Here is a 22,790-nt window from a genome sequence, read left to right as displayed (position 1 = left end):
CCTATCTGTTGAGTATAGACACTATTATAGCATAAATTGTCAGAAAATTCACTTTTTGAATTGGAATTATTAGAAAACACGGTAGACGTACGGGGAATCTGGCTGTTCAATCTGAACCATCGATTGTAATTCAAGTGTTGGGAGATTTTGTTTCAACGATGTGTGGTAGGAAACCTTGATTGTTCCTCTGGCTTTTACCCAAGTATTGTTAGGAAATTCTGTGGTAACCCCCGTAGAGAGTAAGCCATATACCCCAGAATCAGCAATGCAGTGAATAATACCAAAGCGGAAAAGGAAAAATTGCTGGCTATTGTCAGGGTCATTGTAGACAAATCCAATCATTTCAATCGTTTTTCCTGAAAATTCCGTAGGATAGTCGTAGATTGCTTCCATCACTTCCATATAGTTTTCATTAGTAACGACAATGGTTTCTTCAGCCAAGTATCTATCAGCAATTTCACGCATCTGGTTTTGATAGGCAGATTTTGTAAAATAAATAGAAGTATCAGGCTTGAGATACTGAACAGTCGTCCCTTCTTGGTTTTGTGTATTAGTATCGTTTTCTGCTGCTAGTGGGAAATGATAGCCCTTGGCAGCAACAGTTGTTGAATCCAGGCTGACCGTAGGAAAGAGCCAGGCTATAGCAAGAGGAATGAGCAATAGTCCAATGCTTGATAGTTTGGCAATTTTACTTTTTAAATGGCTATGTACTCGAATTTCTTTTACCCAGACATACAATTGTACGATGGCAAGTATGAAAGATAAAACCATGGATAGATAGGCTAGATAGCTATAGTGCAGATTAATGTATTGGTCTAATTTTCCAGAAATATAGAGATACATGGTCATTTCAAAGTAACCTGCAAGAATTAAAAAACGAATCATACTATACCTCCAAGTATCAGACTATATCCCAAAATAACGAGAGTGATAGTAATGATAAAACCGGCTATAAATTTTCCCTTGAAATAATGTTTCATCATGAGCAAGTTTTTAACATCCACCATGGGTCCGATAACTAAGAAAGCCATTACTGGGGCGAATCCGAAGCTGGATAGTAGTGATGCACCAATAAAGGCATCGGCTTCAGAACATAGGGAAAGAAGAAAGGCCAGCAACATCATCAGTAAAATAGCTGTTAATGGACTGTGACCGATGGTAGTCAGGACAGCGGTTGGAATATAGACTTGTACGAGACTGGCAAAGAGACAACCAAAGACTAGGTACCGTCCCGTATCAAAAAATTCATCAATGGCATGAATAAGTGCGAAGCCAACTTTTTGCCAGCTGGTTTTATCTGAATAATCATGCTGGTGATGGTCAAACTTGCTTCCTTTAAGAATTGGTCCTTTTACGAAAAAACCAAGAATGATTCCCAATACTAGGGATACAATGATGGCTCCTAGGGCTCTATAGAGGGCGAAAAGTAGGGAATTGCCAAAAGCGGTAAAGGTTGCAAAAAGGACGATGGGATTAATCACAGGAGCTGTTACTAAAAAGGGAACAGCAGTGTAACTAGGTACTTTTTTCTCTAATAGTCGATTGACAATAGGGACAATGCCACATTCGCAAGACGGAAAAATGAAGCCGATAAAGGTTCCAAATAGAATGGCAAGAAACTTGTTTTTGGGTAAGAATTTACGAACCTTATCTGGTGTTATAAACACATCGATAAAACCTGAAATAATAGCTCCAATCAAGACAAAGGGCAAGGCTTCAATCATGATAGACAGGAAAATAGCCCCCGCCTGTAGGACGGAGGTAGGTAATTGATCAAGACCGAACATATTATTTTTTATCCTGATTCAAGTTGTTTTTCTCGGAATGTTCTTTTGATTTTGGATCTGGATACTCAATTTCTTCCAATTTTTCAAATGAAGCAAATTCTTCCAGCATCTTTTCTAAATCATCTTGTCGTTTATAGGTTACAGCCATAGGGCACCTCCAAAAATTTTATATACACATTATACATTTTTTGCTAAAAATTATCTAAAGGAATCTGTTTTTATTGAAGCGCAAATATAGTTCGCACCCTCAAATCATGATATAATATTCTTATGAAAACAAGAATATCAGAATTAGTTAGCGTGCTCAATCAATACGCTAAAGAGTATTATCAATTGGACCAACCTAGCGTATCAGATACAGAATATGATACGCTTTATCGTGAATTAGTAGAGCTGGAAACAGCTCATCCAGAACTGATTTTACCAGATAGTCCTACCCATCGGGTCGGGGGAAAGGTGCTAGACGGATTTGAAAAATATAGTCATGTTTATCCTCTTTTTAGTTTGCAGGATGCCTTTTCTCGTGAAGAATTAGAAGCTTTTGACCAGCGAGTTCGCAAGGAATTTCCTCAAGCAACTTATATCTGTGAATTGAAGATTGATGGTCTATCTATTTCCCTGACCTATGAAGCGGGTAATTTAGTCGTGGGTGCTACACGTGGTGACGGTAGTGTCGGTGAAAATATCACAGAAAATCTCAAACGAGTGGCGGATATTCCTTTGACCCTACCCGAAGCTGTGGACATCACTGTCCGAGGTGAGTGTTATATGCCAAAGGCTTCCTTTGACCGTGTTAACAAACAGCGTCAGGAGGCTGGGGAAGCTGAATTTGCTAATCCGCGTAACGCAGCGGCAGGAACTCTTCGCCAATTAGACACAGGTGTCGTGGCCCAGCGTGGACTTGCAACATTCCTTTACCAAGAGGCTAGTCCATCTGAAGCGACTAGTCAGTCCGATGTGCTTCGCAAGTTAGATACTCTGGGATTTGTGACCAACCACGAATATTGCTTGGCGGAGTCGATTGATGACACGTGGGATTTTATTGAAAAAATAGCAGAGCGTAGAGATGATTTACCCTATGAGATAGATGGTGTTGTCATCAAGGTAAATGATTTAGCTATACAAGAAGAACTAGGATTTACAGTAAAAGCGCCACGATGGGCAGTAGCTTACAAGTTTCCAGCTGAGGAAAAAGAAGCAGAAATCTTGTCGGTTGATTGGACTGTTGGCCGGACAGGTGTTGTGACACCAACTGCCAACCTTAGTCCTGTTCAACTGGCAGGAACGACTGTCAGTCGAGCGACCTTGCACAACGTAGACTATATCGCCGAAAAAGATATTCGTATTGGCGATACGGTCATTGTTTATAAGGCGGGAGATATTATTCCAGCAGTTCTGAAAGTGGTGGACAAGTATCGAAAAGAGCAAGAAATCATGCCCGTTCCTAGTCGTTGTCCGTCTTGTCAGAGCGACCTACAACACTATGAGGACGAAGTTGCCCTCCGCTGTATCAACCCTATTTGTCCTAGCCAGCTGATGAGTAAGTTGGAACATTTTGCAAGTCGGGATGCCATGAACATCGCAGGGCTAGGGTCTTCAATCGTTGAAAAACTCTTTGGAGCAGGCTTGGTACACGATGTTGCCGATATTTATAAATTAACTGTTGATGACCTATTGACCTTGGAAGGTTTCAAAGAAAAATCGGCTGACAAGCTCTATCAAGCCATTCAAACTTCTAAGAGCAACTCAGCAGAACGCCTCCTGTTTGGACTAGGAATTCGCCATGTCGGCAGTAAGGCAAGTAAGATTTTAGTAGAAAAATTTGGCGATTTAGAAACCTTAGCATTTGCTGAACAAGAAGCAATTGCTTCGCTAGAAGGTCTTGGTCAGGTTATTGCTAAGTCCTTGACAACTTTTTTTGCTAGTGAAGGTGCGCAGCAACTTTTAGCTGAACTTAAGGAAGCTAAGGTAAACTTGACCTATCTCGGACAAGTAGTAGATGAAAATGCTGCGCTATCGGGTATGACAGTTGTACTGACTGGTAAATTGGAGCGAATGAAACGAAACGAAGCCAAAGCCAAATTAGAAGCTTTAGGGGCAAATGTAGCAGGATCAGTTTCTAAAAAAACTAATCTTGTGGTTGCTGGAACAGATGCTGGTAGTAAATTGACCAAAGCACAGGAACTAGGTATCGAAATAAAAGATGAGGCTTGGTTGGAGAGCTTGTAAAGGTAAAACGATGGAAGAAAGAAAACGTGCTAGACTAATATATAATCCGACCTCAGGTCAAGAAATCATGAAGAAAAATGTAGCCGAAGTATTGGAAATTTTGGAAGGTTACGGTTATGAAACTTCAGCTTTCCAAACAACTGCTGAGAAAGACTCTGCAAAAAATGAGGCTACACGTGCGGCACTTGCAGGCTTTGACTTGATTATTGCGGCTGGTGGAGATGGAACGATCAATGAAGTCGTCAATGGAATTGCTCCGCTTGAAAAACGTCCGCAGATGGCCATCATACCGACTGGCACCACCAATGACTATGCGCGTGCCTTAAAAGTGCCCAGGGGAAATCCTGTAGAAGCAGCTAAGGTTATTGGTAAGCAGCAGACCATTTTAATGGATATTGGTTTAGCCAAAAATCAAAAAAATGGTTTTCATCAAGAACATTATTTTATCAACATTGCTGCGGCAGGTACACTTACGGAATTGACCTACAGTGTTCCAAGTCAACTTAAGACCATGTTTGGCTATTTGGCCTATGTGGTAAAAGGAGCAGAACTCCTGCCACAAGTACAATTTACACCTGTTCGTGTAGAGCATGACGAGGGCGTGTTTGAAGGCTCGGTTTCAATGATTTTTGTTGCCTTAACCAATTCAATTGGAGGGTTTGAACAGATCGTTCCAGATGCTAAGTTAGATGATGGTAATTTTACCTTATTGATGGTTAAAACAGGGAATTTATTTGAAATTCTGCATCTGATTCGTCAAGTCTTAGACGGTGGCAAACACATTGATAGTGATCTAGTTGAATACATAAAAACCAAGAGCCTATCCATCGAAAATCTGAACCCAGATAACCGTCTACTGCTCAATCTAGATGGAGAGTTTGGTGGGGAAGCCCCTGTACGTCTGTACAACCTATCAAACCATATAGAGTTTTTCGCAGATACAGATCTGGTTTCTAACCATGCAATCACTCTTGATACTGATCAGATGAATCGAGAAGATATGGCCAAACGCTTCATTGAAGAAACAGACCATATTAATGAAACTATTAAATAGGAAGAAAAGATGAAACCGTCTTTTCTTTTTATTTTGTAAAAATGAATTAAACGCTTACAATGGCGGTATTTTCTTGACAAATAGATGTTTTAGGAGTATCCTTACATGGTATTAAATTTTAAAAGGAGAATTCGTTATGAGTTTAGGCGCATTGGCCCTTGGATTGGCCTGTCTTGGTGTAAGTATCGGTGAGGGACTGTTGGTGGCTTCATACCTTAGTTCGACTGCACGTCAACCAGAAATGCAAAGTAAATTGATGGCTGGTGTATTTTTGGGTGTTGCCTTTATCGAGGGAACTTTCTTCGTAACCTTGGCTATGACATTTGTCTTGAAATAGTAGAAAATAGAGAAATAGAAAAGGGGGGAACCTCCATTGGAAGAACATTTAAGTCCAACCCTTACCCTTGGTCCCGTAACCTTTGACCTGACCATGGTATTGGTTTCTGTCATTACCATTTCCATTATTTTCTTACTTGTTTTTTGGGCTAGTCGTCGGATGGAGCTCAAGCCTAAAGGAAAACAGAATGTTTTGGAGTACGTTTACGAATTGACCATCAATTTTACAAAAGGGAATCTTGGCGATGCGGAAGCAAAGCGGTATTCCTTGTTCTTCTTTACAGTCTTTACTTTTCTTTTGGTTGCCAATAATCTAGGTTTGATGACCAAATTGGAAACAGCAGAAGGACATAATTTGTGGACTTCTCCAACGGCCAATATGGCTTACGATTTCGGTTTGGCAACAATTGCAACAGTATTTTGTCATGTTGAGGGTATTCGTCGTCGCGGTTTCAAGGCATACCTCAAATCTTTTGTGACACCCTGGGCTATGGCTCCAATGAACATTTTGGAAGAAGTGACCAACCTTGTGTCGCTTGCTCTTCGTCTGTACGGTAACATTTATGCTGGTGAAGTGCTTGTCTCTCTTCTTCTACAATTATCTCAACAAAGTGCACTTGCATATCCAATTGCTTTTGCTCTGAACGTTGTTTGGACAGCATTTTCTGTATTCATTTCATGCTTGCAGGGATATGTATTTATCATGTTGGTATCTATGTACTTAAATAAAAAAATCAGTAGTGAGAGTGAATAGGAAAGGGAAAGACAACTATGGCAACAACTATTACAATGCAATCTAGTACCATTCTTGGAAACTTTATCTTGGTAACAGCCTCATTTGCAATACTTATTATTCTTATTCGTGTTTTTACATGGGATAAAATTACAGGTATTTTTGAAGAACGTGCCAATAAGATTGCGAACGATATTGATGCTGCAGAAGAAAAACTAACAGCAGCAGCGAACCTTGTTCAACAACGTGAAGATGAGTTGGTACAGGGACGTATTGAAAGTCAAAAGATTATTCAAGACGCGGTTGAACGCGCAAAACTAGAGAAAAAACGTATTCTTGAGCAAGCAGACATTGAAATTCAAGGATTGAAGCAAAAAGCTCAATTGGAAATTGAAGCTGAAAAACGTGAAGCACAAGAAAACTTGCGTGTTCAAGTTGCTGAATTGGCAGTTGATCTTGCAAGCAAAATTATTTTGGAAGATTTGGACCAACAAGCTCATAGTAACTTGATTGACCGTTATTTGGACAAACTAGGAGACAAGTAGATGAACGCTAGAGAAAATGCCATCGTGCAAAAATATGCTCTATCATTTGTTGAAAAAGTCAGTGATCATGCAGATATTTGGGATATGTATGACCAGATTTCTGACTTGATTTCCATCATTCATGATAGTAAGCTGAATCGACTCTTGCTGTCAGCGACAGTATCGAGAGAAGAAAAGGCTGACTTTGTAAGGACGGTACGTCAATCTAGTTTCTGGCAAATCAATGACTTGATTGAAGATGTTATTCGTGATGGTCATGCAGACTTGCTTCTTGAAACCCTTGAGCGTGTCCAATTACAAATCAGTAAATTTAAAAATGAATTTGAAGCCCGTGTGGTTTCAGTCTATCCGTTGACAGAAGCTCAAAAAGAGCGTCTCCGTCACTTGGTAGAACAACGATTTTCCTTGCGTGTACGCAATATCACGGAAGAACTTGATCAAAGTCTCCTCGGTGGTTTTATTGTAACGGTTAACCATAAGGTAATCGATGCAAGCGTTCGGACACAGTTGAAGGACGTTAGAAAAAAACTTTAGAAAATAGAAAGTGGTGTTCTTTTGATTAATGCACAAGAAATTAGCGCTTTACTAAAACAACAAATTGAAGGCTTTCAGCCTGACTTTGACTACACAGAGACTGGTGTCGTAACCTATATCGGTGACGGTATCGCCCGTGCGCAAGGTCTTGACAATGCCATGAGTGGAGAGCTTTTGGTATTTGAAAATGGCACCATTGGTATGGCACAAAACTTAGAAACCAACGATGTTGGTATTATCATTCTCGGACAATTTACCGATATTCGTGAAGGGTCAGTTGTTCGTCGTACTGGTAAAATTATGGAAGTACCAGTTGGTTCGGCTTTGATTGGTCGTGTCATCAACCCACTTGGTCAACCTGTGGATGGTCTTGGTGAGATTCGTACTAGTAAGACTCGTCCGATTGAATATCCAGCACCAGGTGTTATGCAACGTAAGTCGGTTAATGAACCGCTTCAAACTGGTCTTAAAGCGATTGACGCTTTGGTTCCGATTGGTCGTGGTCAGCGTGAATTGATTATCGGTGACCGTCAGACAGGGAAGACATCTGTAGCTATTGATGCTATTCTCAACCAAAAAGGCCAAGACATGATTTGTATCTATGTGGCTATCGGTCAGAAAGAGTCAACTGTTCGTACTCAGGTTGAAACCCTTCGTCAATATGGTGCTTTGGATTACACAATCGTAGTAACGGCATCTGCTTCACAACCGTCTCCATTGCTTTTCTTGGCTCCTTATGCTGGTGTTGCGATGGCAGAAGAGTTCATGTATGAAGGCAAACACGTCTTGATTGTTTATGATGATTTGTCAAAACAAGCGGTAGCTTACCGTGAATTATCTCTCTTGCTTCGTCGTCCTCCGGGTCGTGAAGCCTATCCAGGGGATGTATTCTACTTGCACAGTCGTTTGCTAGAGCGTTCAGCAAAGGTTTCAGATGAATTGGGCGGCGGCTCCATTACAGCTCTACCATTTATCGAAACACAAGCGGGAGATATCTCAGCTTACATCGCGACCAACGTGATTTCAATCACGGATGGACAAATCTTCTTGAAGGACGATTTATTCAACTCTGGTATCCGTCCAGCCATTGATGCGGGTTCTTCTGTATCACGTGTAGGTGGCTCTGCACAGATTAAGGCCATGAAAAAGGTGGCAGGTACCCTTCGTATCGACTTAGCTTCTTATCGTGAATTAGAAGCCTTTACGCAATTTGGTTCGGATTTGGATGCAGCAACTCAGGCCAAACTCAACCGTGGTCGTCGGACTGTGGAAGTGTTGAAACAACCATTGCATAAGCCACTTCCAGTTGAAAAACAGGTTTTGATTTTGTATGCTTTGACAAATGGCTTCTTGGATTCAGTGCCAATTGATGATATTTTGGCATTTGAAGAAGAACTGTACGCATATTTTGATTTGCACTACGATGGTCTTTTGGATGTTATTCGTACAACAAAAGATCTTCCTGATACAGATGAATTGAATGCTGCTATCCAAGCTTTCAAAGACCAGTCTGTCTTTAAGTAAAGGAGTGAATAATGGCAGGTTCTCTCAATGAAATCAAGTCAAAAATTGCATCTACTAAGAAAACCAGTCAAATCACCGGTGCCATGCAGATGGTTTCGGCTTCTAAATTAGCCAAATCAGAGCAATTAGCGCAATCCTTTCAGATTTACGCTAGTAAGGTTCGTCAGATTACAACGGATCTCTTGCGTGGAGAATTGATGGCTTCAGATACAAGCAATCCAATGCTGATTCGTCGTCCAGTTCAAAAATCTGGTTATATTGTCATTACCTCTGACAGTGGACTAAAAGGTTCTTATAATTCCAGTATTTTGAAGGCTGTGATGGGGATGATTGAACAGGATCATGACTCAAAAGACGAGTATGAGATTATTGCCATTGGTAGTATGGGAGCAGATTTCTTCCGTGCCCGTGGTATCAATCCTGTCTTTGAATTGCGTGGTTTAGCAGACAATCCAAGTTTTGAAGAGGTTCAAAAAATCATTTCTAAGTCTGTTGAGATGTACAAGAATGAACTCTTTGATGAGTTGTATGTTTGTTATAACCACCATGTCAATAGTTTGACCAGTCAGGTGCGTGTACAACAGATGCTTCCTGTAGAAGATTTGGACCACAATGAAGCAGATGGTTATACAGCTACCTTTGAGTTGGAACCAAACCGTGAGGTTATTTTGGAACAACTCTTGACTCAATATGCAGAATCAACTATTTATGGAGCGATTTTGGATGCCAAAACTGCTGAAAATGCAGCAGGTATGACAGCCATGCAGACAGCGACGGATAATGCTAAGAATGTCATTAACGATTTGACAATCCAATACAATAGGGCTCGTCAGGCAGCGATTACTCAGGAAATTACTGAGATTGTAGCTGGTGCCTCAGCCCTTGAGTAATAGAAATAGAGGAAATAGAATGAGTTCAGGCAAAATTACTCAGGTTGTCGGACCAGTTGTAGACGTTGCGTTTGCAGCAGAAGATAAACTTCCTGAGATTAACAACGCACTCGTTGTATATAAAAATGATGATTCCAAACAAAAAGTCGTGCTTGAAGTGGCTTTGGAACTTGGTGATGGCGTTGTACGGACCATTGCCATGGAATCAACGGATGGATTGACACGTGGGATGGAAGTTCTCGATACAGGTCGTCCCATCTCTGTTCCAGTCGGTAAAGAAACGCTGGGTCGTGTCTTCAATGTGTTGGGAGATACCATTGACCTTGAAGAGTCTTTTCCGGCAGATTTTGAACGTGAGCCTATCCATAAGAAAGCGCCGGCTTTTGACGAATTATCTACTTCAAGCGAAATTTTGGAAACAGGGATTAAGGTTATCGACCTCCTAGCACCTTATCTAAAAGGTGGTAAGGTTGGTCTCTTCGGTGGTGCCGGTGTTGGTAAAACCGTCCTTATCCAAGAATTGATTCACAATATTGCCCAAGAACACGGTGGTATCTCTGTATTTACCGGAGTTGGCGAGCGTACCCGTGAAGGGAACGATCTTTACTGGGAAATGAAGGAATCAGGTGTTATTGAAAAAACGGCCATGGTATTTGGTCAGATGAATGAGCCACCAGGAGCTCGTATGCGTGTTGCTCTTACTGGTTTGACCATTGCGGAATACTTCCGTGATGTGGAAGGGCAGGATGTTCTTCTATTCATCGATAATATCTTCCGTTTCACGCAGGCTGGTTCAGAAGTATCTGCCCTCTTGGGTCGTATGCCGTCAGCCGTTGGTTACCAGCCAACACTGGCAACTGAGATGGGACAATTGCAGGAGCGTATTACCTCAACCAAGAAGGGTTCTGTTACATCTATTCAGGCTATTTACGTACCTGCGGATGACTATACAGACCCAGCTCCAGCGACAGCTTTCGCTCATTTGGATTCAACAACTAACTTGGAACGTAAGTTGACTCAGCTTGGTATCTACCCTGCGGTGGATCCATTGGCTTCGTCATCACGTGCACTTGCTCCACAAATCGTTGGTGAAGAGCACTATGCAGTAGCTATGGAAGTAAAACGTGTCCTTCAACGTTACCAAGAATTGCAAGATATTATTGCCATTCTCGGTATGGATGAATTGTCAGATGAAGAGAAGACCTTGGTTGGTCGCGCTCGTCGTATCCAATTCTTCCTCTCTCAAAACTTCAACGTTGCGGAGCAATTTACAGGTATGCCAGGTTCTTATGTGCCAGTAGCTGAAACGGTGAAAGGCTTTAAGGAAATCTTGGACGGCAAACACGACCATCTACCAGAAGATGCCTTCCGAAATGTTGGTTCAATTGAGGATGTGGTCGCTAAAGCTGCTAAAATGAAATTCTAGAGGTGGCTTATGGGACAAATGACTGTACAAATCGTAACACCAGACGGTATCAAATATGACCATCATGCAGCATTTGTTTTGGTCAAAACGGTTGATGGTGAGATGGGTGTCTATTCTGGACATGAAGAATTGATTGCAGTTTTGGAAATCGGTGAAATGAAAGTGCGTCGTGTTGATGATGAAAACCATGTAGACTGGATTGCGGTCAATGGTGGAATCATTGAAGTCAACAAGGATATTATTACGGTCATTTCTGATTCCGCTGAGCGGGAACGGGATATTGATATTAGTCGTGCAGAACGTGCCAAATTGCGCGCGGAACGTGAATTGGAAGAAGCACAGACTGCTCGTAATATTGATATGGAGATGCGTGCAACAGTCGCCCTCCAACGTGCGATAAATCGTATTCGTGTTGGGAAACATTAATCTATATGGGATTGAACTTGGTTCAGTTCCATTTTTTAATTTCATGGTATAATGGAAACATGGTAATTTCAATTTTACAGTTTTTTAGTCATATATTGTTTATCTATCTGGCTCATCATCTCTTGGTTACAACAGTTGATTGGTCACGGTGGTTGAAGGTGACTGGGGACAATCAGCGTAAAATCAATTTGCTGATTCTCTTTCTGGCAATAGCACTGGGGTACTTAGTCTCGACTTTCTTTTTAGAATTGTTGATGGTGGGACGCTCTTTTGCAAATATGTGATTTAAGATAAGAAAAGGATAAGAAATGGATACAATTATTGTTACAGGTAGTAAAAACGGTTTGAAGGGACAGGTTGAGATTGAGGGGGCGAAGAATGCCGTTCTGCCTTTATTGGCAGCAACAGTTCTAGCAAGTCAAGGGCAAACCAAATTGACTCAGGTTCCTATTTTGTCTGATGTCTATACAATGAATAATGTTGTACGTGGTCTGGGAGTTCGTGTGAAATTTGACGAGGAAACAAAGACTATCGATATTGACGCAACAGGTAAACTTGGTAGCGAAACTCCTTATAAGTATGTGAGTCAAATGCGCGCCTCTATTGTTATTCTTGGTCCGATTTTGGCACGCAATGGTTATGCTAAGGTTTCTATGCCAGGAGGTTGTACAATTGGTAGCCGTCCAATTGATTTGCACTTAAAAGGTTTGCAAGCTATGGGGGCTAAAATTAAACAACGAGCTGGTTATATTGAAGCGAGTGCAGAGAACTTGCAGGGAGCTCATATCTATCTTGATTTCCCAAGTGTTGGGGCAACGCAAAATTTGATGATGGCTGCAACTCTGGCGCAGGGTACAACGGTATTAGAAAATGCAGCGCGAGAACCTGAAATTGTTGACTTGGCTATTTTCCTAAACAAAATGGGGGCCAAAGTTAAGGGAGCAGGTACAGAGACGATTACGATTACTGGTGTAGAAGAATTGACTGGCGCAGAACATCAAGTGGTGCAAGATCGTATCGAAGCGGGTACCTTTATGGTGGCAGCGGCAATGACTGGTGGCGATGTCTTGGTCAAGGATGCTGTCTGGGAGCACAACCGTCCACTCATTTCTAAGATGTTGGAAATGGGAGTTGAGGTGACGGAAGAAGCTGAAGGGATTCGAGTTCGTTCGCAAGTGGATAAGCTTAAACCTGTAACAGTAAAAACTTTGCCACACCCAGGCTTCCCAACGGATATGCAGGCTCAATTTACAGCTCTAATGGCAGTTGCAAAGGGTGAATCTACCATGATTGAAACGGTATTTGAGAATCGTTTCCAGCATTTGGAAGAAATGCGTCGGATGGATTTGCATTCGGAAATTTTACGAGATACAGCTATCATTACAGGTGGTCAGACCTTGCAAGGTGCTCAGGTTATGTCTACTGATTTACGAGCAAGTGCCGCTTTGATTCTGGCTGGTTTGGTCGCTGAAGGTGAAACGATTGTAGGTAAATTAACGCACTTAGATCGAGGTTACTATCGTTTTCATGAGAAATTAGCTGCTTTAGGTGCAACGATTGAACGTGTGAGTGGAGAAGATGAAAATGGATAAGGATAATCTTAGCTATGTTGGTAAAAATTTAATCTTAGTAGCAGTTGTTTTGTTGATTGCTATTTTGGTGTTTATTTTAGGATTAATGGTTGGTTACGGTGTCATAGGAGATGGAGACAATGTATTTGCGGTGTTGTCACCAGCTAAGTGGCAAGAACTAATCGGTAAATTTACAGGAAAGTAGGCTGGACCTGCTTTTTTGATGGAGAGAAAATGGCGAAGAAAAATGTAAAAAAACAAGCGATGAGTCTGCTCAGCTTATTGGCTACGATTGTTGTAGTAGCGGGTGGCTATCTTTTAAGTGATAACAAGAGCAGCAACGTTGCTGATTATTCCTATTATGTCAATCAGTCTAAGGCGAGTGAAGGCACACCTAGTCAGGAACTGGCTAGTTCGGTATTGACAGAAGATGTAAAAAAGCAACTGGGGAATTCGATTGAATGGAATGGCGCTGGAGCATTTATTATTAACGGTGATCAAACGGATTTAGATGCATCGGTTGCCAGTGTTCCTTATGGTGATAATAAGACAAAAACAGTCCAGGGAGAAACGGTTCCAACGGTAGCCAATGCGCTTTTAGCCAAATCTACACGTCAGTATAAGGACCGTGAAGAAACAGGAAATGGTCGAACTTCTTGGACACCTGCGGGTTGGCATCAGGTCCATGATTTAACTGGAGAATATGACCATGCAGTGGACCGTGGTCACCTCCTAGGTTATGCTTTGATTGGTGGATTGTCTGGTTTTGATGCTTCAACCAGCAATCCTAAGAATATTGCAGTTCAAACAGCTTGGTCCAACCAAGCTAACGACCAAACTTCAACTGGGCAGAATTATTTTGAAAGTCAGATTCGGCGGGCCTTGGATAAAAATAAGCGTGTCCGCTATCGTGTGACCTTGGTGTATGCTGAGAGTGAAGACCTTGTTCCTGTCGGAAGCCATCTAGAGGCAAAAGCAGCAGATGGTAGCTTAGAGTTCAATGTGTTCGTTCCAAATGTGCAGAGTGGTCTCAGTATCAACTATCATAGTGGGGAAATTGCAGTAAATCAATAAATAGTCAGACGAATTCTCCCTCGTTAAATCAAATATATCAGACGATTTTCACGTAAAATCGTCTTTTTTTGCTTATAATTAAAAATATTTACAAAAATAGTTGACAAATCATCTGACGAATATTAGAATATAGTTAAAGAAAACGCTTACGACTTTGTCGTAGAAAACATTTAGGAGGAATTTCCAATGGAAAAACATGTTGAGCAACGTGTCGAAGACGTTACTTATAACAAAGCCAAGTTATGGCAAATCATATTATTTGCGATGAACAATTCATCGACGAATATTTACTTGGTTGCTTTTACTTTCGTGACTTATTTATCGACAGGTGTGCTTGGTCTTGCAGCCCTGTTTGTTAGTCAACTCATGGGCTATATTCGTATCTTTGATGGTTTCATTGATCCTACAATCGGAGTTATCATTGATAAAACGGATACTAAGTTTGGTAAATATCGTCCTATCTTGGTTTTGGGGAATATCATTACAGCAGCTTCTCTTTTTATGATGTTAGGTTTAAGTGGAGTTAATGAGAGTCTCCGTCTTCCTCTATTCATCCTTGTTTTGATTATCCATAAAATTGGATATTCACTTCAACAGACGATTACAAAAGCAGGACAAGTTGCGCTTACCAATGATCCAAAGCAACGTCCAATCTTTAATATTGTTGATGGTATTGCGACAACTGTGTTGATGACTGGTAGTCAGGTTGTTGTGTCAGGGACATTGGTTCCAAAACATGGTGGTTTCACTCCAAGTTTCTTCCAAGAATTGTTCCTCGGTGTAGTAGTAATTTCAGCTGTTCTGGGTATTTTTGCTATTATCGGTATTTGGGAGAAAGACAATAAGAAATACTTTGGTCTTGGTGAGAAGACACAAGAAACTAAGTTGAAAGACTACTGGAAAGTTATCAAAGGAAACAAACCTTTGCAGGTTCTTTCAATCTCTGCAGCTTTTGTAAAATTTGTTGCTCAACTGTTTGGAGATTCCGTTATCGGGGTTATGCTGTATGGTATTATCTTCGGTGACTATGCTCTTTCTGGAAAAATGTCTATGCTGTTGATTTTGCCAGGTATTCTTGTAACAGTTGGTGCTGCGCAATTGGCTCGTCGTAAAGGTTTACGCTTTGCCTATATTACAGCGCTTCAACTTGGGATTGCTGGTCTTGTGACCTTGGCAGCAATGCTCTTTTCAGCTAAACCAGGTATGTTGGATTTGACAAATTGGAATCTCTACACAATCGGCTTCTTTGTTGTTTATATCATTGCTCGCTACGCATCTAGTGCTCCATCTGGTTTGGTATTGACCATGGGTGCGGATATTACAGACTATGAAACTTCAGTATCTGGTCGTTACTTGTCAGGTATGATTGGGACTATCTTCTCATTGACAGACTCAATTGCTTCTTCATTTGCCCCAATGGTTGTTGGATTTGTATTAGCAGGTATCGGTTTTGGTAAAGAGTACCCAACTGTTGAAACAGTATTCTCAACAGATTTGAGAATGGCACTGATTGTCCTGTTGACAGTGATTCCAGCAGCGGTATTGAGCGTATCCTTGTTCTTGATGAAATTCTACAAACTAGACCGTGAAGAAATGGCTCGTATTCAAGAGAAAATCCATGTTATGAAAGCGGCAAAAGACGAAGAACGTGTGCGTGCGATTGCGAAAAATGTTCCATTATCTGATATGGATTATGTTGATGTAACTCAATATAAGGTTGATCAATACGACGATAAATAATACATTAACGACCTAGTTGGAGGCTTCCAGCTGGGTCTTTCATCTAGGAGGCGGTATGAAAAAAATCTTAGCATTTGGAGAAGTTTTATTGCGGCTATCTCCTCCTCATTATCAGACCTTAACACAGGCCACGAGTTTAGATTGTCAGTTTGGTGGTTCGGAGTTGAATGTTTTAGCCAGCTTGGCTCAGCTTGGTCACTCAGTCGAGTTGGTGACGGCACTGCCTAAGAATGAAGTGGGAAAAATGGCAGAACACTTTCTTTTTGCACGGCAGATTGGACAGAAATATGTGATTCGACAAGAGGGAAGGCTGGGGCTTTATTATTATCAAAAGGGTTTCTCTCTGAGACCTAGCCAGGTGACCTACGACCGTGATTATTCTGCTTTCAGCCTATCCAAGGGAGAAGACTATGATTTGGAAGGCATGTTTGACGGTGTTGATTGGTTTCATGTGAGTGGTATAACGGTCGCTTTGAATCCAGATATTTATCGACTGGCTTTTCGTTTGATGGAAATGGCAAAGGGGCAGGGTGTTAAGGTTTCCTTTGACTTGAATTATCGAGAAAGTTTGTGGTCTTCTTTTGAAGAAGCGAGGGAGAAATTATCTCCTTTTGTAGGTTTAGCAGATATTTGCTTTGGTCTAGAGCCTATTCAACTTTTCAATGAATTTGGAAAAGATGTGAAGGATGAATTGGGGTTGAAGCGCCCTTATGAAAATAAAGAAGTCTTGTTGGCGGTAGTTAAGGGTTTGGCGGAGACATATTCTTTGCAAAGTCTTGCTTTTACCCAGAGGGAAATGACCTACAATAATGAATATTTGCTGAAAGCATACTTGTATCAAGATGGTATTCTTTATGAAACGGAAAAAGAATCCATTCAAGTTTTGGACCGAGTTGGGACAGGAGATGCCTTTACAGCAGGAATTATTTTGGGTTATTTGCAGGAAAAAATGCCACAGGAAATAGTCGACTTGGGGATGGCTAGTTTTCAATTCAAACATACCATTGAAGGGGACATTAATGTCATCAGTCAATCAGATATTGATTTGCTATTGAAAAAAGGGTCACGTGAAATAAAACGATAGAAAGAAGGAAAAAGTATGTTGTATCCTATACAAACAAAAACACGCTCAGTTTATTCTTTAAATGGAATATGGGCTTTTAAGCAAGGGAGCAATGATGTTCATAGTCTGTTAGATACAGATGAAGTAATGGTTGTACCGAGTTCCTTTAATGATGTTGTTGTCGATAAAGCAAAGCGTCGTTTTGTCGGAGATAATTGGTATGAACTCATGGTGGCTCTCCCTGTCGTATCAGCTGATGAGGAGTTGGTTGTGCGTTTTGGTTCGGTGACGCATCAGGCCAAAGTCTATGCGAATGGTCAGCTAATCGGGGAGCACAAGGGTGGTTTCACACCTTTTGAATGCTTGATTCCATCAAACTTATACGACGCTGACCAATTCCGTTTGACAGTCTGTGCCAATAATGAGTTGAATTACACAACCCTTCCAGTAGGGAATTATAGCGAAGAAGTGGATGAGAATGGTCAAATTGTGAAGACCGTCAAGGAGAATTTTGACTTTTTCAACTATGCTGGTATCCAGCGGACAGTCCATCTCTATAAACGTCCCAAAAATAGAATTGAGGATATTGTTATTCGGACGGAGCTAAATCAAGATTTGACTCAGGCGGTAGTAAATGTTGATGTGATGACAGTTGGGCAGTACGATTCCATCCGTATATCTATTTTAGATCAAGAGGGACAGGAAGTAGGTCTTCTTGAAAATGGACAAATGGTCATTGACCATCCACGCCTTTGGGAGGTCTTGGATGCCTATCTCTATACTGCTAAAGTTGAATTATTTGACGGAGAAAACTTGCTAGATACCTACTCAGAACAATTCGGTATTCGTAGTGTTGCGGTTGAAAATGGGCAGTTTTTCATCAATGGAAAACCTTTCTATTTCAAGGGATTTGGTAAACATGAAGATACCTTTATTAATGGTCGTGGATTCAATGAAGCAGCCAATCTGATGGATTTGAATTTACTGAAGGATATTGGAGCAAATTCTTTTAGGACATCTCATTATCCCTATTCTGAGGAAATGATGCGGCTGGCAGATCGTTTGGGAATCGTTGTCCTTGATGAAGTGCCAGCAGTTGGCCTGTTCCAGCTTTTCAATGCAGCCTTGAATTTGACAGGTGATTCTGAAGAAGTAAAAAATACTTGGGAAGTTATGCAAACCAAGGAGGCTCATGAGCTGGTGATTGATGAATTGATAGCGCGTGATAAGAATCATCCTTCTGTAGTGATGTGGGTTGTTGCCAATGAACCGGCAGGGCATGAAAAGGGAGCACGTGCTTACTTTGAACCTCTGATTCAGCGCATGAGGGACAGAGATCCTTCTGGGCGTCCTGTGACCTTGGTCAATATTATGACAGCAACGCCTGATAAGGATGAGGTTATGGATTTGGTCGATGTTGTCTGTCTCAATCGTTACTATGGTTGGTATGTTGCTCATGGTGACTTGAAGGCGGCAGAGAAAGGGCTCCGTCAAGAGTTGGAGACTTGGCAAAAACTTTATCCTGACAAGCCGATTTTGATTACGGAATATGGTGCAGATACTCTTCCAGGTTTGCATTCGCTGTGGGATATTCCTTATACAGAGGAATTTCAGGTGGATTACTATGAGATGAACCATCGAGTCTTTGATTCTATTCCTAATTTAGTTGGTGAGCAGGTCTGGAATTTTGCTGATTTTGAAACCACGGTTGGTATCATTCGAATTCAAGGAAATCATAAGGGGTTATTCTCACGGAATCGTCAACCGAAGCAAATTGTTAGAGAAATAAAGAAACGTTGGACTGCCATTCCAAACTACCATTATAAGAGGAAATGAGCTATAATAGTAGCAAATAGAAAGTTGTATTGGAGGACCAAGCACATGGCGAAACCCTTGGTAGAAAAAGCATCGGAACGCTTATTGGAATTGATTTTGGAAAGAGGATATGAAGTTGGTGACAAGCTTCCAAATGAGTATGAATTGGCCCAAGATTTAGAAGTTGGACGTTCGACTGTTCGTGAAGCTGTTCGAAGTTTGGCTACTCGAAATATTCTGGAGGTGCGCCAAGGGTCGGGAACCTATATCAGCTCTAAAAAAGGAGTATCAGAGGATCCCTTAGGTTTTTCTTTGGTAAGAGACCGTGTGAAGTTGACGACAGATTTGTTTGAAGTGCGGTATTTGCTTGAACCGAGAATTGCGGAGCGTGTCGCTCAGTTTGCCTCGGACGAAGATATTGCTCGACTAGAAGAAATTGTCCTTGCTATTGAAGAGGCCGTTGCTGCTGGAGACACGAAGCATCTGGAGTTGGATGTGAAATTCCACTGTATGCTGGCTGAGATGAGTGGGAATCTGGCAATGACTAGTCTGATGCCTGTCATTAATCAATCTATTCATCTGATCAATGAAAATTATTCAAATCGTCAGATGAAATCGGATAGTTTACAGGCCCACAGGAATATCTTAATGGCTATCAAGCAACGCCACCCTGTTGCGGCTTATGACAGCATGTTAGCACATATTATATCAGTAAGACAGGTTGTTTTAAGCGAATGGTTCGATAAAGATATGACCATGCATGGTCTCAATGATCATAAATAGAAATACAAAATAGACTGCCCAGAATAATTTTCTGGGTATTTTTTTGTATTTTCCTTGACAAATCATCTGATGAATTATATACTATATCTATAAATGACAACGCTTTCTAATTGGAGGTCAAGATGTTAAAGCAATTAAAAGAAAATTACTTTTTCGCAGTAATTCGCGGAAAAGATGAAGAAGATGCAAAAGAAATCGCTCGCCATGCGATTTTGGGAGGTATTCGAAATATTGAAATTACATTTTCGACTCCAAATGCAGCGACAGTTATTAAAGAATTACAAGAGGAGTTCTCAGACGATTCTTCTGTAGTCATCGGGGCGGGAACAGTAATGAATCTTAAGTTGGCACAAGAGGCAATTGACGCTGGTGCTAGTTTCCTGGTTAGTCCCCATTTTGATAGGGAAATTCAAGACTTAGCGAAAAAGGTTGGAGTACTCTACTTCCCAGGCTGTGCAACTGCAACAGAGATTGTCACAGCTAGTCAGGCGGGATGTCCTATTATCAAGCTTTTCCCTGGTGGTGTTTTGGGTCCTGGATTTATCAAGGATATTCACGGACCAGTGCCCCAAGTGGATTTGATGCCTTCAGGTGGCGTATCAGTTGATAATGTTGCAGATTGGAAAAAAGCCGGCGCTTGTGCTGTTGGAGTCGGTTCGGCTCTGGCAAGTCGAGTGCAGGCTGAAGGCTATGAAAGTGTAACGACGATTGCTCGCAGTTTTGTTGCAGCTTTGGAGGGATGAAATGAGTTTTAATGACAAAAACTTTATGCTAAAAAACGAGCCGGCTAGGGAGCTTTACGGGAAAATAGCAGAGCTTCCGATCTATGATTTCCATTGCCACTTGGATCCGAAGGAAATTTTTGAAGATAAGGTTTATGAAGATATTGTTGATCTGTGGCTAGGGGGTGACCATTATAAGTGGCGCTTGATGCGGGCTAATGGTATCTCAGAAGAAGAAATCACAGGTTCAGCAAGTAAACTAGATAAGTTTAAAGCCTGGGCAAGAACCTTGGAACGAGCTTTCGGAAATCCTCTCTATCATTGGAGTCATTTGGAATTGCGACAGGTTTTCGGTGTTGAGGAATTGTTGACCGAAGAAAATGCAGAGCGACTCTATCATCAGCTCAATGGCTATTTGCAAGAACATCAAGTTAGTCCACGTAAGCTGATTGCGGATGCTAGGGTGACCTTTATTGGGACAACTGACTATCCTCTTGATAGTTTGGAATGGCATAAGCGCTTGGCTGAGGACTCAACGATAGATACTGTAGTGGCACCGACTTTCCGCCCGGATGAAGCCTTTATAGAACATCGAAATTTCAATTCATTTTTTAAACGCTTGGAGGAGGTAACAGGGGTAGCAGTAAGAGACTTTGCAAGTTTTGTAGAGGCACTAGGTCAGCGTGTTTCCTATTTTGCTCAACACGGTTGCCGAGCAAGTGACATCAGTTTTACGGCTATTTCATATGAAGAAGCAAGCCTTGAAGAGTTGGATGAAATTTTACTAGCACGACTTGCAGGTAAAGAGGCTGGCCAATCCAGTATCAATAAATGGCAGACTGCTATCTTTAGAGAATTGTGCCGATTGTACAAGAAACATGGCTTTGTGACACAAGTTCACTTTGGTGCCTTACGGAACAACCATACAGGACTATTTGAAAAACTTGGAGCAGATGTAGGTGTGGATTCGATTGGAGACCAGACATGTCTGACTGTGAATTTGAATCGTTTGTTAGATAACTTGGTCAAGGAAAATGCCCTTCCAAAAATGATTTGGTACAATCTCAATCCAAGTTACAACATTGCTCTGGCCAATACTTTGGCGAATTTCCAGTCCAATGAGGCAGGGCTTCGTAGTCAGCTACAATTTGGTGCTGGTTGGTGGTTCAATGACACCAAGTTGGGCATGATTGACCAGATGAATGCCTATGCAGAACAGGGTATGCTTGCTAATTTTGTTGGTATGTTGACAGATTCGCGTAGCTTTTTATCTTATCAACGGCATGATTATTTTAGACGGATTTTAGCGACTTATGTCGGCCAATGGATTGTTGATGAAGAAGTGCCTGAAGATTACAATCGTTTAGGGCAGTTTGTAGAAGCCATATCCTATTACAATGCCAAAGAATTTTTTGAACAATAAAGGAGAGTAAATCATGAAAATGTCATTTCGATGGTATGGGAAAAAGGATCCTGTGACACTTGAGGAGATTAAGGCGATTCCTGGTATGCAGGGAATTGTGACAGCTGTCTATGATGTGCCAGTTGGTCAAGCTTGGCCCCTTGAAAACATTCTAGAGCTGAAAAAAATGGTAGAAGAGGCAGGACTTGAAATTACTGTTATTGAATCCATTCCTGTTCATGAAGACATCAAACAAGGGAAGCCAAATCGTGATGCCTTAATCGAAAACTATAAAACTTCCATCCGTAATGTCGGGGCTGCAGGTATTCCAGTTGTATGCTACAATTTCATGCCTGTGTTTGACTGGACACGTTCAGACTTGCACCACCCACTTCCAGATGGTTCAACCTCTTTAGCTTTCCTTAAATCTGATTTAGCAGGTGTTGATCCTGTGGCGGATGATTTGAACTTACCTGGTTGGGATTCGTCCTATTCCAAGGAAGAAATGAAGGCTATTATTGAAAATTATCGTCAGAATATTTCCGAAGAAGATTTATGGGCGAATTTGGAGTATTTTATCAAAGCAATTCTGCCAACGGCTGAGGAGGCTGGCGTCAAAATGGCTATTCACCCTGATGACCCTCCGTATGGAATTTTCGGATTGCCACGTATTATTACTGGTCAAGAAGCCGTTGAACGATTTTTGAATCTCTATGATTCAGAACACAATGGAATTACCATGTGTGTCGGATCCTATGCTTCTGATCCGAAAAATGATGTCCTTGCCATGACGGAATATGCTCTCAAACGCAATCGTATCAATTTTATGCATACGCGCAATGTGACGGCAGGTGCTTGGGGCTTCCAAGAAACAGCACATCTGTCACAGGCTGGTGACATTGACATGAACGCTGTTGTTAAATTATTGGTGGACTATGACTGGACTGGCGCCTTACGTCCAGACCACGGTCGTCGTATCTGGGGAGACCAGACCAAGACACCTGGTTATGGTCTGTATGACCGTGCACTTGGGGCAACCTACTTTAACGGTCTCTATGAAGCCAATATGCGAGCAGCGGGTAAGACACCAGATTTTGGAATTAAAGTAAAAACAGTCGGAAATAAGGAGAGCTAGT

At 41.4% G+C, this 22,790-nt stretch carries 24 protein-coding genes; 21 read left to right on the top strand and 3 right to left on the bottom strand.

Annotation, left to right across the window (positions count from 1 at the left end; all coding sequences use genetic code 11):
- Window positions 1-69: 69 nt before the first annotated feature.
- Genes ODU37_RS00875 through ODU37_RS00865 form a run of 3 tightly spaced genes read right to left on the bottom strand, consistent with a single transcriptional unit; the run spans window position 70 to window position 1,935 of the window.
- The gene (locus ODU37_RS00875; RefSeq protein ID WP_024388433.1) at window positions 70-885 is read right to left on the bottom strand and encodes a TIGR03943 family putative permease subunit; all 816 of its coding nucleotides are present in this window, start codon (window positions 883-885) and stop codon (window positions 70-72) included.
- Window positions 882-1,787, bottom strand: coding sequence for a permease (locus ODU37_RS00870; protein WP_024395897.1), 906 nt, complete (start codon window positions 1,785-1,787; stop codon window positions 882-884). The genes ODU37_RS00875 and ODU37_RS00870 overlap by 4 nt, the downstream gene beginning before the upstream one ends.
- Before the next feature lies 1 nt (window position 1,788).
- Window positions 1,789-1,935 carry an SPJ_0845 family protein gene (locus ODU37_RS00865; protein ID WP_012027144.1) on the bottom strand — a complete coding sequence of 49 codons (147 nt, stop codon included), beginning with the start codon at window positions 1,933-1,935 and terminating at the stop codon, window positions 1,789-1,791.
- Between the two features lie 122 nt (window positions 1,936-2,057).
- On the opposite strand from ODU37_RS00865, the gene ligA reads away from it, so the two are divergent.
- From ligA to ODU37_RS00760, 21 genes are all read left to right on the top strand, one after another.
- Entirely contained in the window at window positions 2,058-4,016 is a 1,959-nt protein-coding gene (gene ligA, locus ODU37_RS00860; RefSeq protein WP_105106248.1) for an NAD-dependent DNA ligase LigA, read from the top strand.
- A 10-nt stretch (window positions 4,017-4,026) separates the two neighbouring features.
- Window positions 4,027-5,070, top strand: coding sequence for a diacylglycerol kinase family lipid kinase (locus ODU37_RS00855; RefSeq protein ID WP_105158811.1), 1,044 nt, complete (start codon window positions 4,027-4,029; stop codon window positions 5,068-5,070).
- Window positions 5,071-5,206: 136 nt separating this feature from the next.
- The gene (locus ODU37_RS00850) at window positions 5,207-5,407 is read left to right on the top strand and encodes a F0F1 ATP synthase subunit C (RefSeq protein WP_002936021.1); all 201 of its coding nucleotides are present in this window, start codon (window positions 5,207-5,209) and stop codon (window positions 5,405-5,407) included.
- 36 nt (window positions 5,408-5,443) lie between these two features.
- Window positions 5,444-6,160, top strand: coding sequence for a F0F1 ATP synthase subunit A (gene atpB, locus ODU37_RS00845; protein ID WP_002936020.1), 717 nt, complete (start codon window positions 5,444-5,446; stop codon window positions 6,158-6,160).
- A 17-nt stretch (window positions 6,161-6,177) separates the two neighbouring features.
- Window positions 6,178-6,684 (top strand): F0F1 ATP synthase subunit B, encoded by a 507-nt coding sequence (gene atpF, locus ODU37_RS00840; protein WP_249562136.1) that lies wholly within the window; start codon window positions 6,178-6,180, stop codon window positions 6,682-6,684.
- Window positions 6,685-7,218 (top strand): F0F1 ATP synthase subunit delta, encoded by a 534-nt coding sequence (locus ODU37_RS00835; RefSeq protein ID WP_024400742.1) that lies wholly within the window; start codon window positions 6,685-6,687, stop codon window positions 7,216-7,218.
- 3 nt (window positions 7,219-7,221) lie between these two features.
- Window positions 7,222-8,742: a F0F1 ATP synthase subunit alpha gene (atpA, locus tag ODU37_RS00830; protein ID WP_032497571.1), complete on the top strand. Its 1,521-nt coding sequence runs from the start codon at window positions 7,222-7,224 to the stop codon at window positions 8,740-8,742.
- Window positions 8,743-8,753: 11 nt separating this feature from the next.
- A complete protein-coding gene (locus tag ODU37_RS00825; protein WP_002936012.1) occupies window positions 8,754-9,632 on the top strand; it encodes a F0F1 ATP synthase subunit gamma in 879 nt (292 codons plus the stop codon).
- A 19-nt stretch (window positions 9,633-9,651) separates the two neighbouring features.
- Window positions 9,652-11,058, top strand: a complete 1,407-nt coding sequence (gene atpD / locus ODU37_RS00820) for a F0F1 ATP synthase subunit beta (RefSeq protein WP_002936008.1) — start codon at window positions 9,652-9,654, stop codon at window positions 11,056-11,058.
- A 9-nt stretch (window positions 11,059-11,067) separates the two neighbouring features.
- Window positions 11,068-11,484, top strand: coding sequence for a F0F1 ATP synthase subunit epsilon (locus tag ODU37_RS00815; RefSeq protein ID WP_002936007.1), 417 nt, complete (start codon window positions 11,068-11,070; stop codon window positions 11,482-11,484).
- A gap of 59 nt (window positions 11,485-11,543) precedes the next feature.
- On the top strand, window positions 11,544-11,768 hold the full coding sequence (locus ODU37_RS00810) for a DUF1146 family protein (RefSeq protein WP_024387485.1): 225 nt from the start codon (window positions 11,544-11,546) through the stop codon (window positions 11,766-11,768).
- A gap of 24 nt (window positions 11,769-11,792) precedes the next feature.
- Window positions 11,793-13,076 (top strand): UDP-N-acetylglucosamine 1-carboxyvinyltransferase, encoded by a 1,284-nt coding sequence (murA, locus tag ODU37_RS00805; protein WP_024400741.1) that lies wholly within the window; start codon window positions 11,793-11,795, stop codon window positions 13,074-13,076.
- Entirely contained in the window at window positions 13,069-13,260 is a 192-nt protein-coding gene (locus ODU37_RS00800; RefSeq protein ID WP_012775177.1) for a DNA-directed RNA polymerase subunit beta, read from the top strand. Before murA ends, ODU37_RS00800 begins: the two co-directional genes overlap by 8 nt.
- Window positions 13,261-13,289: 29 nt before the next feature.
- Window positions 13,290-14,129 (top strand): DNA/RNA non-specific endonuclease, encoded by an 840-nt coding sequence (locus tag ODU37_RS00795; RefSeq protein WP_105135033.1) that lies wholly within the window; start codon window positions 13,290-13,292, stop codon window positions 14,127-14,129.
- A gap of 186 nt (window positions 14,130-14,315) precedes the next feature.
- Complete coding sequence (locus ODU37_RS00790) at window positions 14,316-15,869, top strand: MFS transporter (RefSeq protein ID WP_249562135.1); 1,554 nt, start codon at window positions 14,316-14,318, stop codon at window positions 15,867-15,869.
- A gap of 55 nt (window positions 15,870-15,924) precedes the next feature.
- Window positions 15,925-16,953, top strand: a complete 1,029-nt coding sequence (locus ODU37_RS00785) for a sugar kinase (protein ID WP_249562134.1) — start codon at window positions 15,925-15,927, stop codon at window positions 16,951-16,953.
- A gap of 15 nt (window positions 16,954-16,968) precedes the next feature.
- Window positions 16,969-18,768 (top strand): beta-glucuronidase, encoded by a 1,800-nt coding sequence (gene uidA, locus ODU37_RS00780; RefSeq protein ID WP_249562133.1) that lies wholly within the window; start codon window positions 16,969-16,971, stop codon window positions 18,766-18,768.
- A 45-nt stretch (window positions 18,769-18,813) separates the two neighbouring features.
- Window positions 18,814-19,530, top strand: a complete 717-nt coding sequence (locus tag ODU37_RS00775) for a FadR/GntR family transcriptional regulator (protein WP_249562132.1) — start codon at window positions 18,814-18,816, stop codon at window positions 19,528-19,530.
- Window positions 19,531-19,652: 122 nt separating this feature from the next.
- On the top strand, window positions 19,653-20,273 hold the full coding sequence (locus ODU37_RS00770) for a bifunctional 4-hydroxy-2-oxoglutarate aldolase/2-dehydro-3-deoxy-phosphogluconate aldolase (RefSeq protein WP_249562131.1): 621 nt from the start codon (window positions 19,653-19,655) through the stop codon (window positions 20,271-20,273).
- Window position 20,274: 1 nt separating this feature from the next.
- The gene (uxaC, locus tag ODU37_RS00765) at window positions 20,275-21,675 is read left to right on the top strand and encodes a glucuronate isomerase (protein ID WP_249562130.1); all 1,401 of its coding nucleotides are present in this window, start codon (window positions 20,275-20,277) and stop codon (window positions 21,673-21,675) included.
- A gap of 13 nt (window positions 21,676-21,688) precedes the next feature.
- On the top strand, window positions 21,689-22,789 hold the full coding sequence (locus tag ODU37_RS00760) for a mannonate dehydratase (protein WP_044751981.1): 1,101 nt from the start codon (window positions 21,689-21,691) through the stop codon (window positions 22,787-22,789).
- Window position 22,790: the final 1 nt, after the last annotated feature.

Source organism: Streptococcus sp. 2021WUSS109, from assembly GCF_044427305.1.
Classification (GTDB): domain Bacteria; phylum Bacillota; class Bacilli; order Lactobacillales; family Streptococcaceae; genus Streptococcus; species Streptococcus suis.
The sequence above is the reverse complement of the archived record's forward strand: the minus strand, read 5'-3'. Positions and strand labels throughout refer to the sequence as shown.

Bases quoted from the DNA above. Each gene is read 5' to 3' on its own strand.
- ODU37_RS00865 (WP_012027144.1), bottom strand. From the start codon at position 1,935: ATGGCTGTAACCTATAAACGACAAGATGATTTAGAAAAGATGCTGGAA.
- ODU37_RS00825 (WP_002936012.1), top strand. From the start codon at position 8,754: ATGGCAGGTTCTCTCAATGAAATCAAGTCAAAAATTGCATCTACTAAG.
- ODU37_RS00875 (WP_024388433.1), bottom strand. From the start codon at position 885: ATGATTCGTTTTTTAATTCTTGCAGGTTACTTTGAAATGACCATGTAT.
- murA (WP_024400741.1), top strand. From the start codon at position 11,793: ATGGATACAATTATTGTTACAGGTAGTAAAAACGGTTTGAAGGGACAG.
- ODU37_RS00815 (WP_002936007.1), top strand. From the start codon at position 11,068: ATGGGACAAATGACTGTACAAATCGTAACACCAGACGGTATCAAATAT.
- ODU37_RS00800 (WP_012775177.1), top strand. From the start codon at position 13,069: ATGGATAAGGATAATCTTAGCTATGTTGGTAAAAATTTAATCTTAGTA.
- uxaC (WP_249562130.1), top strand. From the start codon at position 20,275: ATGAGTTTTAATGACAAAAACTTTATGCTAAAAAACGAGCCGGCTAGG.
- ODU37_RS00855 (WP_105158811.1), top strand. From the start codon at position 4,027: ATGGAAGAAAGAAAACGTGCTAGACTAATATATAATCCGACCTCAGGT.
- ODU37_RS00870 (WP_024395897.1), bottom strand. From the start codon at position 1,787: ATGTTCGGTCTTGATCAATTACCTACCTCCGTCCTACAGGCGGGGGCT.
- ODU37_RS00795 (WP_105135033.1), top strand. From the start codon at position 13,290: ATGGCGAAGAAAAATGTAAAAAAACAAGCGATGAGTCTGCTCAGCTTA.
- ligA (WP_105106248.1), top strand. From the start codon at position 2,058: ATGAAAACAAGAATATCAGAATTAGTTAGCGTGCTCAATCAATACGCT.
- ODU37_RS00850 (WP_002936021.1), top strand. From the start codon at position 5,207: ATGAGTTTAGGCGCATTGGCCCTTGGATTGGCCTGTCTTGGTGTAAGT.
- ODU37_RS00775 (WP_249562132.1), top strand. From the start codon at position 18,814: ATGGCGAAACCCTTGGTAGAAAAAGCATCGGAACGCTTATTGGAATTG.
- atpF (WP_249562136.1), top strand. From the start codon at position 6,178: ATGGCAACAACTATTACAATGCAATCTAGTACCATTCTTGGAAACTTT.
- ODU37_RS00790 (WP_249562135.1), top strand. From the start codon at position 14,316: ATGGAAAAACATGTTGAGCAACGTGTCGAAGACGTTACTTATAACAAA.
- ODU37_RS00760 (WP_044751981.1), top strand. From the start codon at position 21,689: ATGAAAATGTCATTTCGATGGTATGGGAAAAAGGATCCTGTGACACTT.
- ODU37_RS00810 (WP_024387485.1), top strand. From the start codon at position 11,544: ATGGTAATTTCAATTTTACAGTTTTTTAGTCATATATTGTTTATCTAT.
- ODU37_RS00785 (WP_249562134.1), top strand. From the start codon at position 15,925: ATGAAAAAAATCTTAGCATTTGGAGAAGTTTTATTGCGGCTATCTCCT.
- ODU37_RS00770 (WP_249562131.1), top strand. From the start codon at position 19,653: ATGTTAAAGCAATTAAAAGAAAATTACTTTTTCGCAGTAATTCGCGGA.
- atpD (WP_002936008.1), top strand. From the start codon at position 9,652: ATGAGTTCAGGCAAAATTACTCAGGTTGTCGGACCAGTTGTAGACGTT.
- uidA (WP_249562133.1), top strand. From the start codon at position 16,969: ATGTTGTATCCTATACAAACAAAAACACGCTCAGTTTATTCTTTAAAT.
- ODU37_RS00835 (WP_024400742.1), top strand. From the start codon at position 6,685: ATGAACGCTAGAGAAAATGCCATCGTGCAAAAATATGCTCTATCATTT.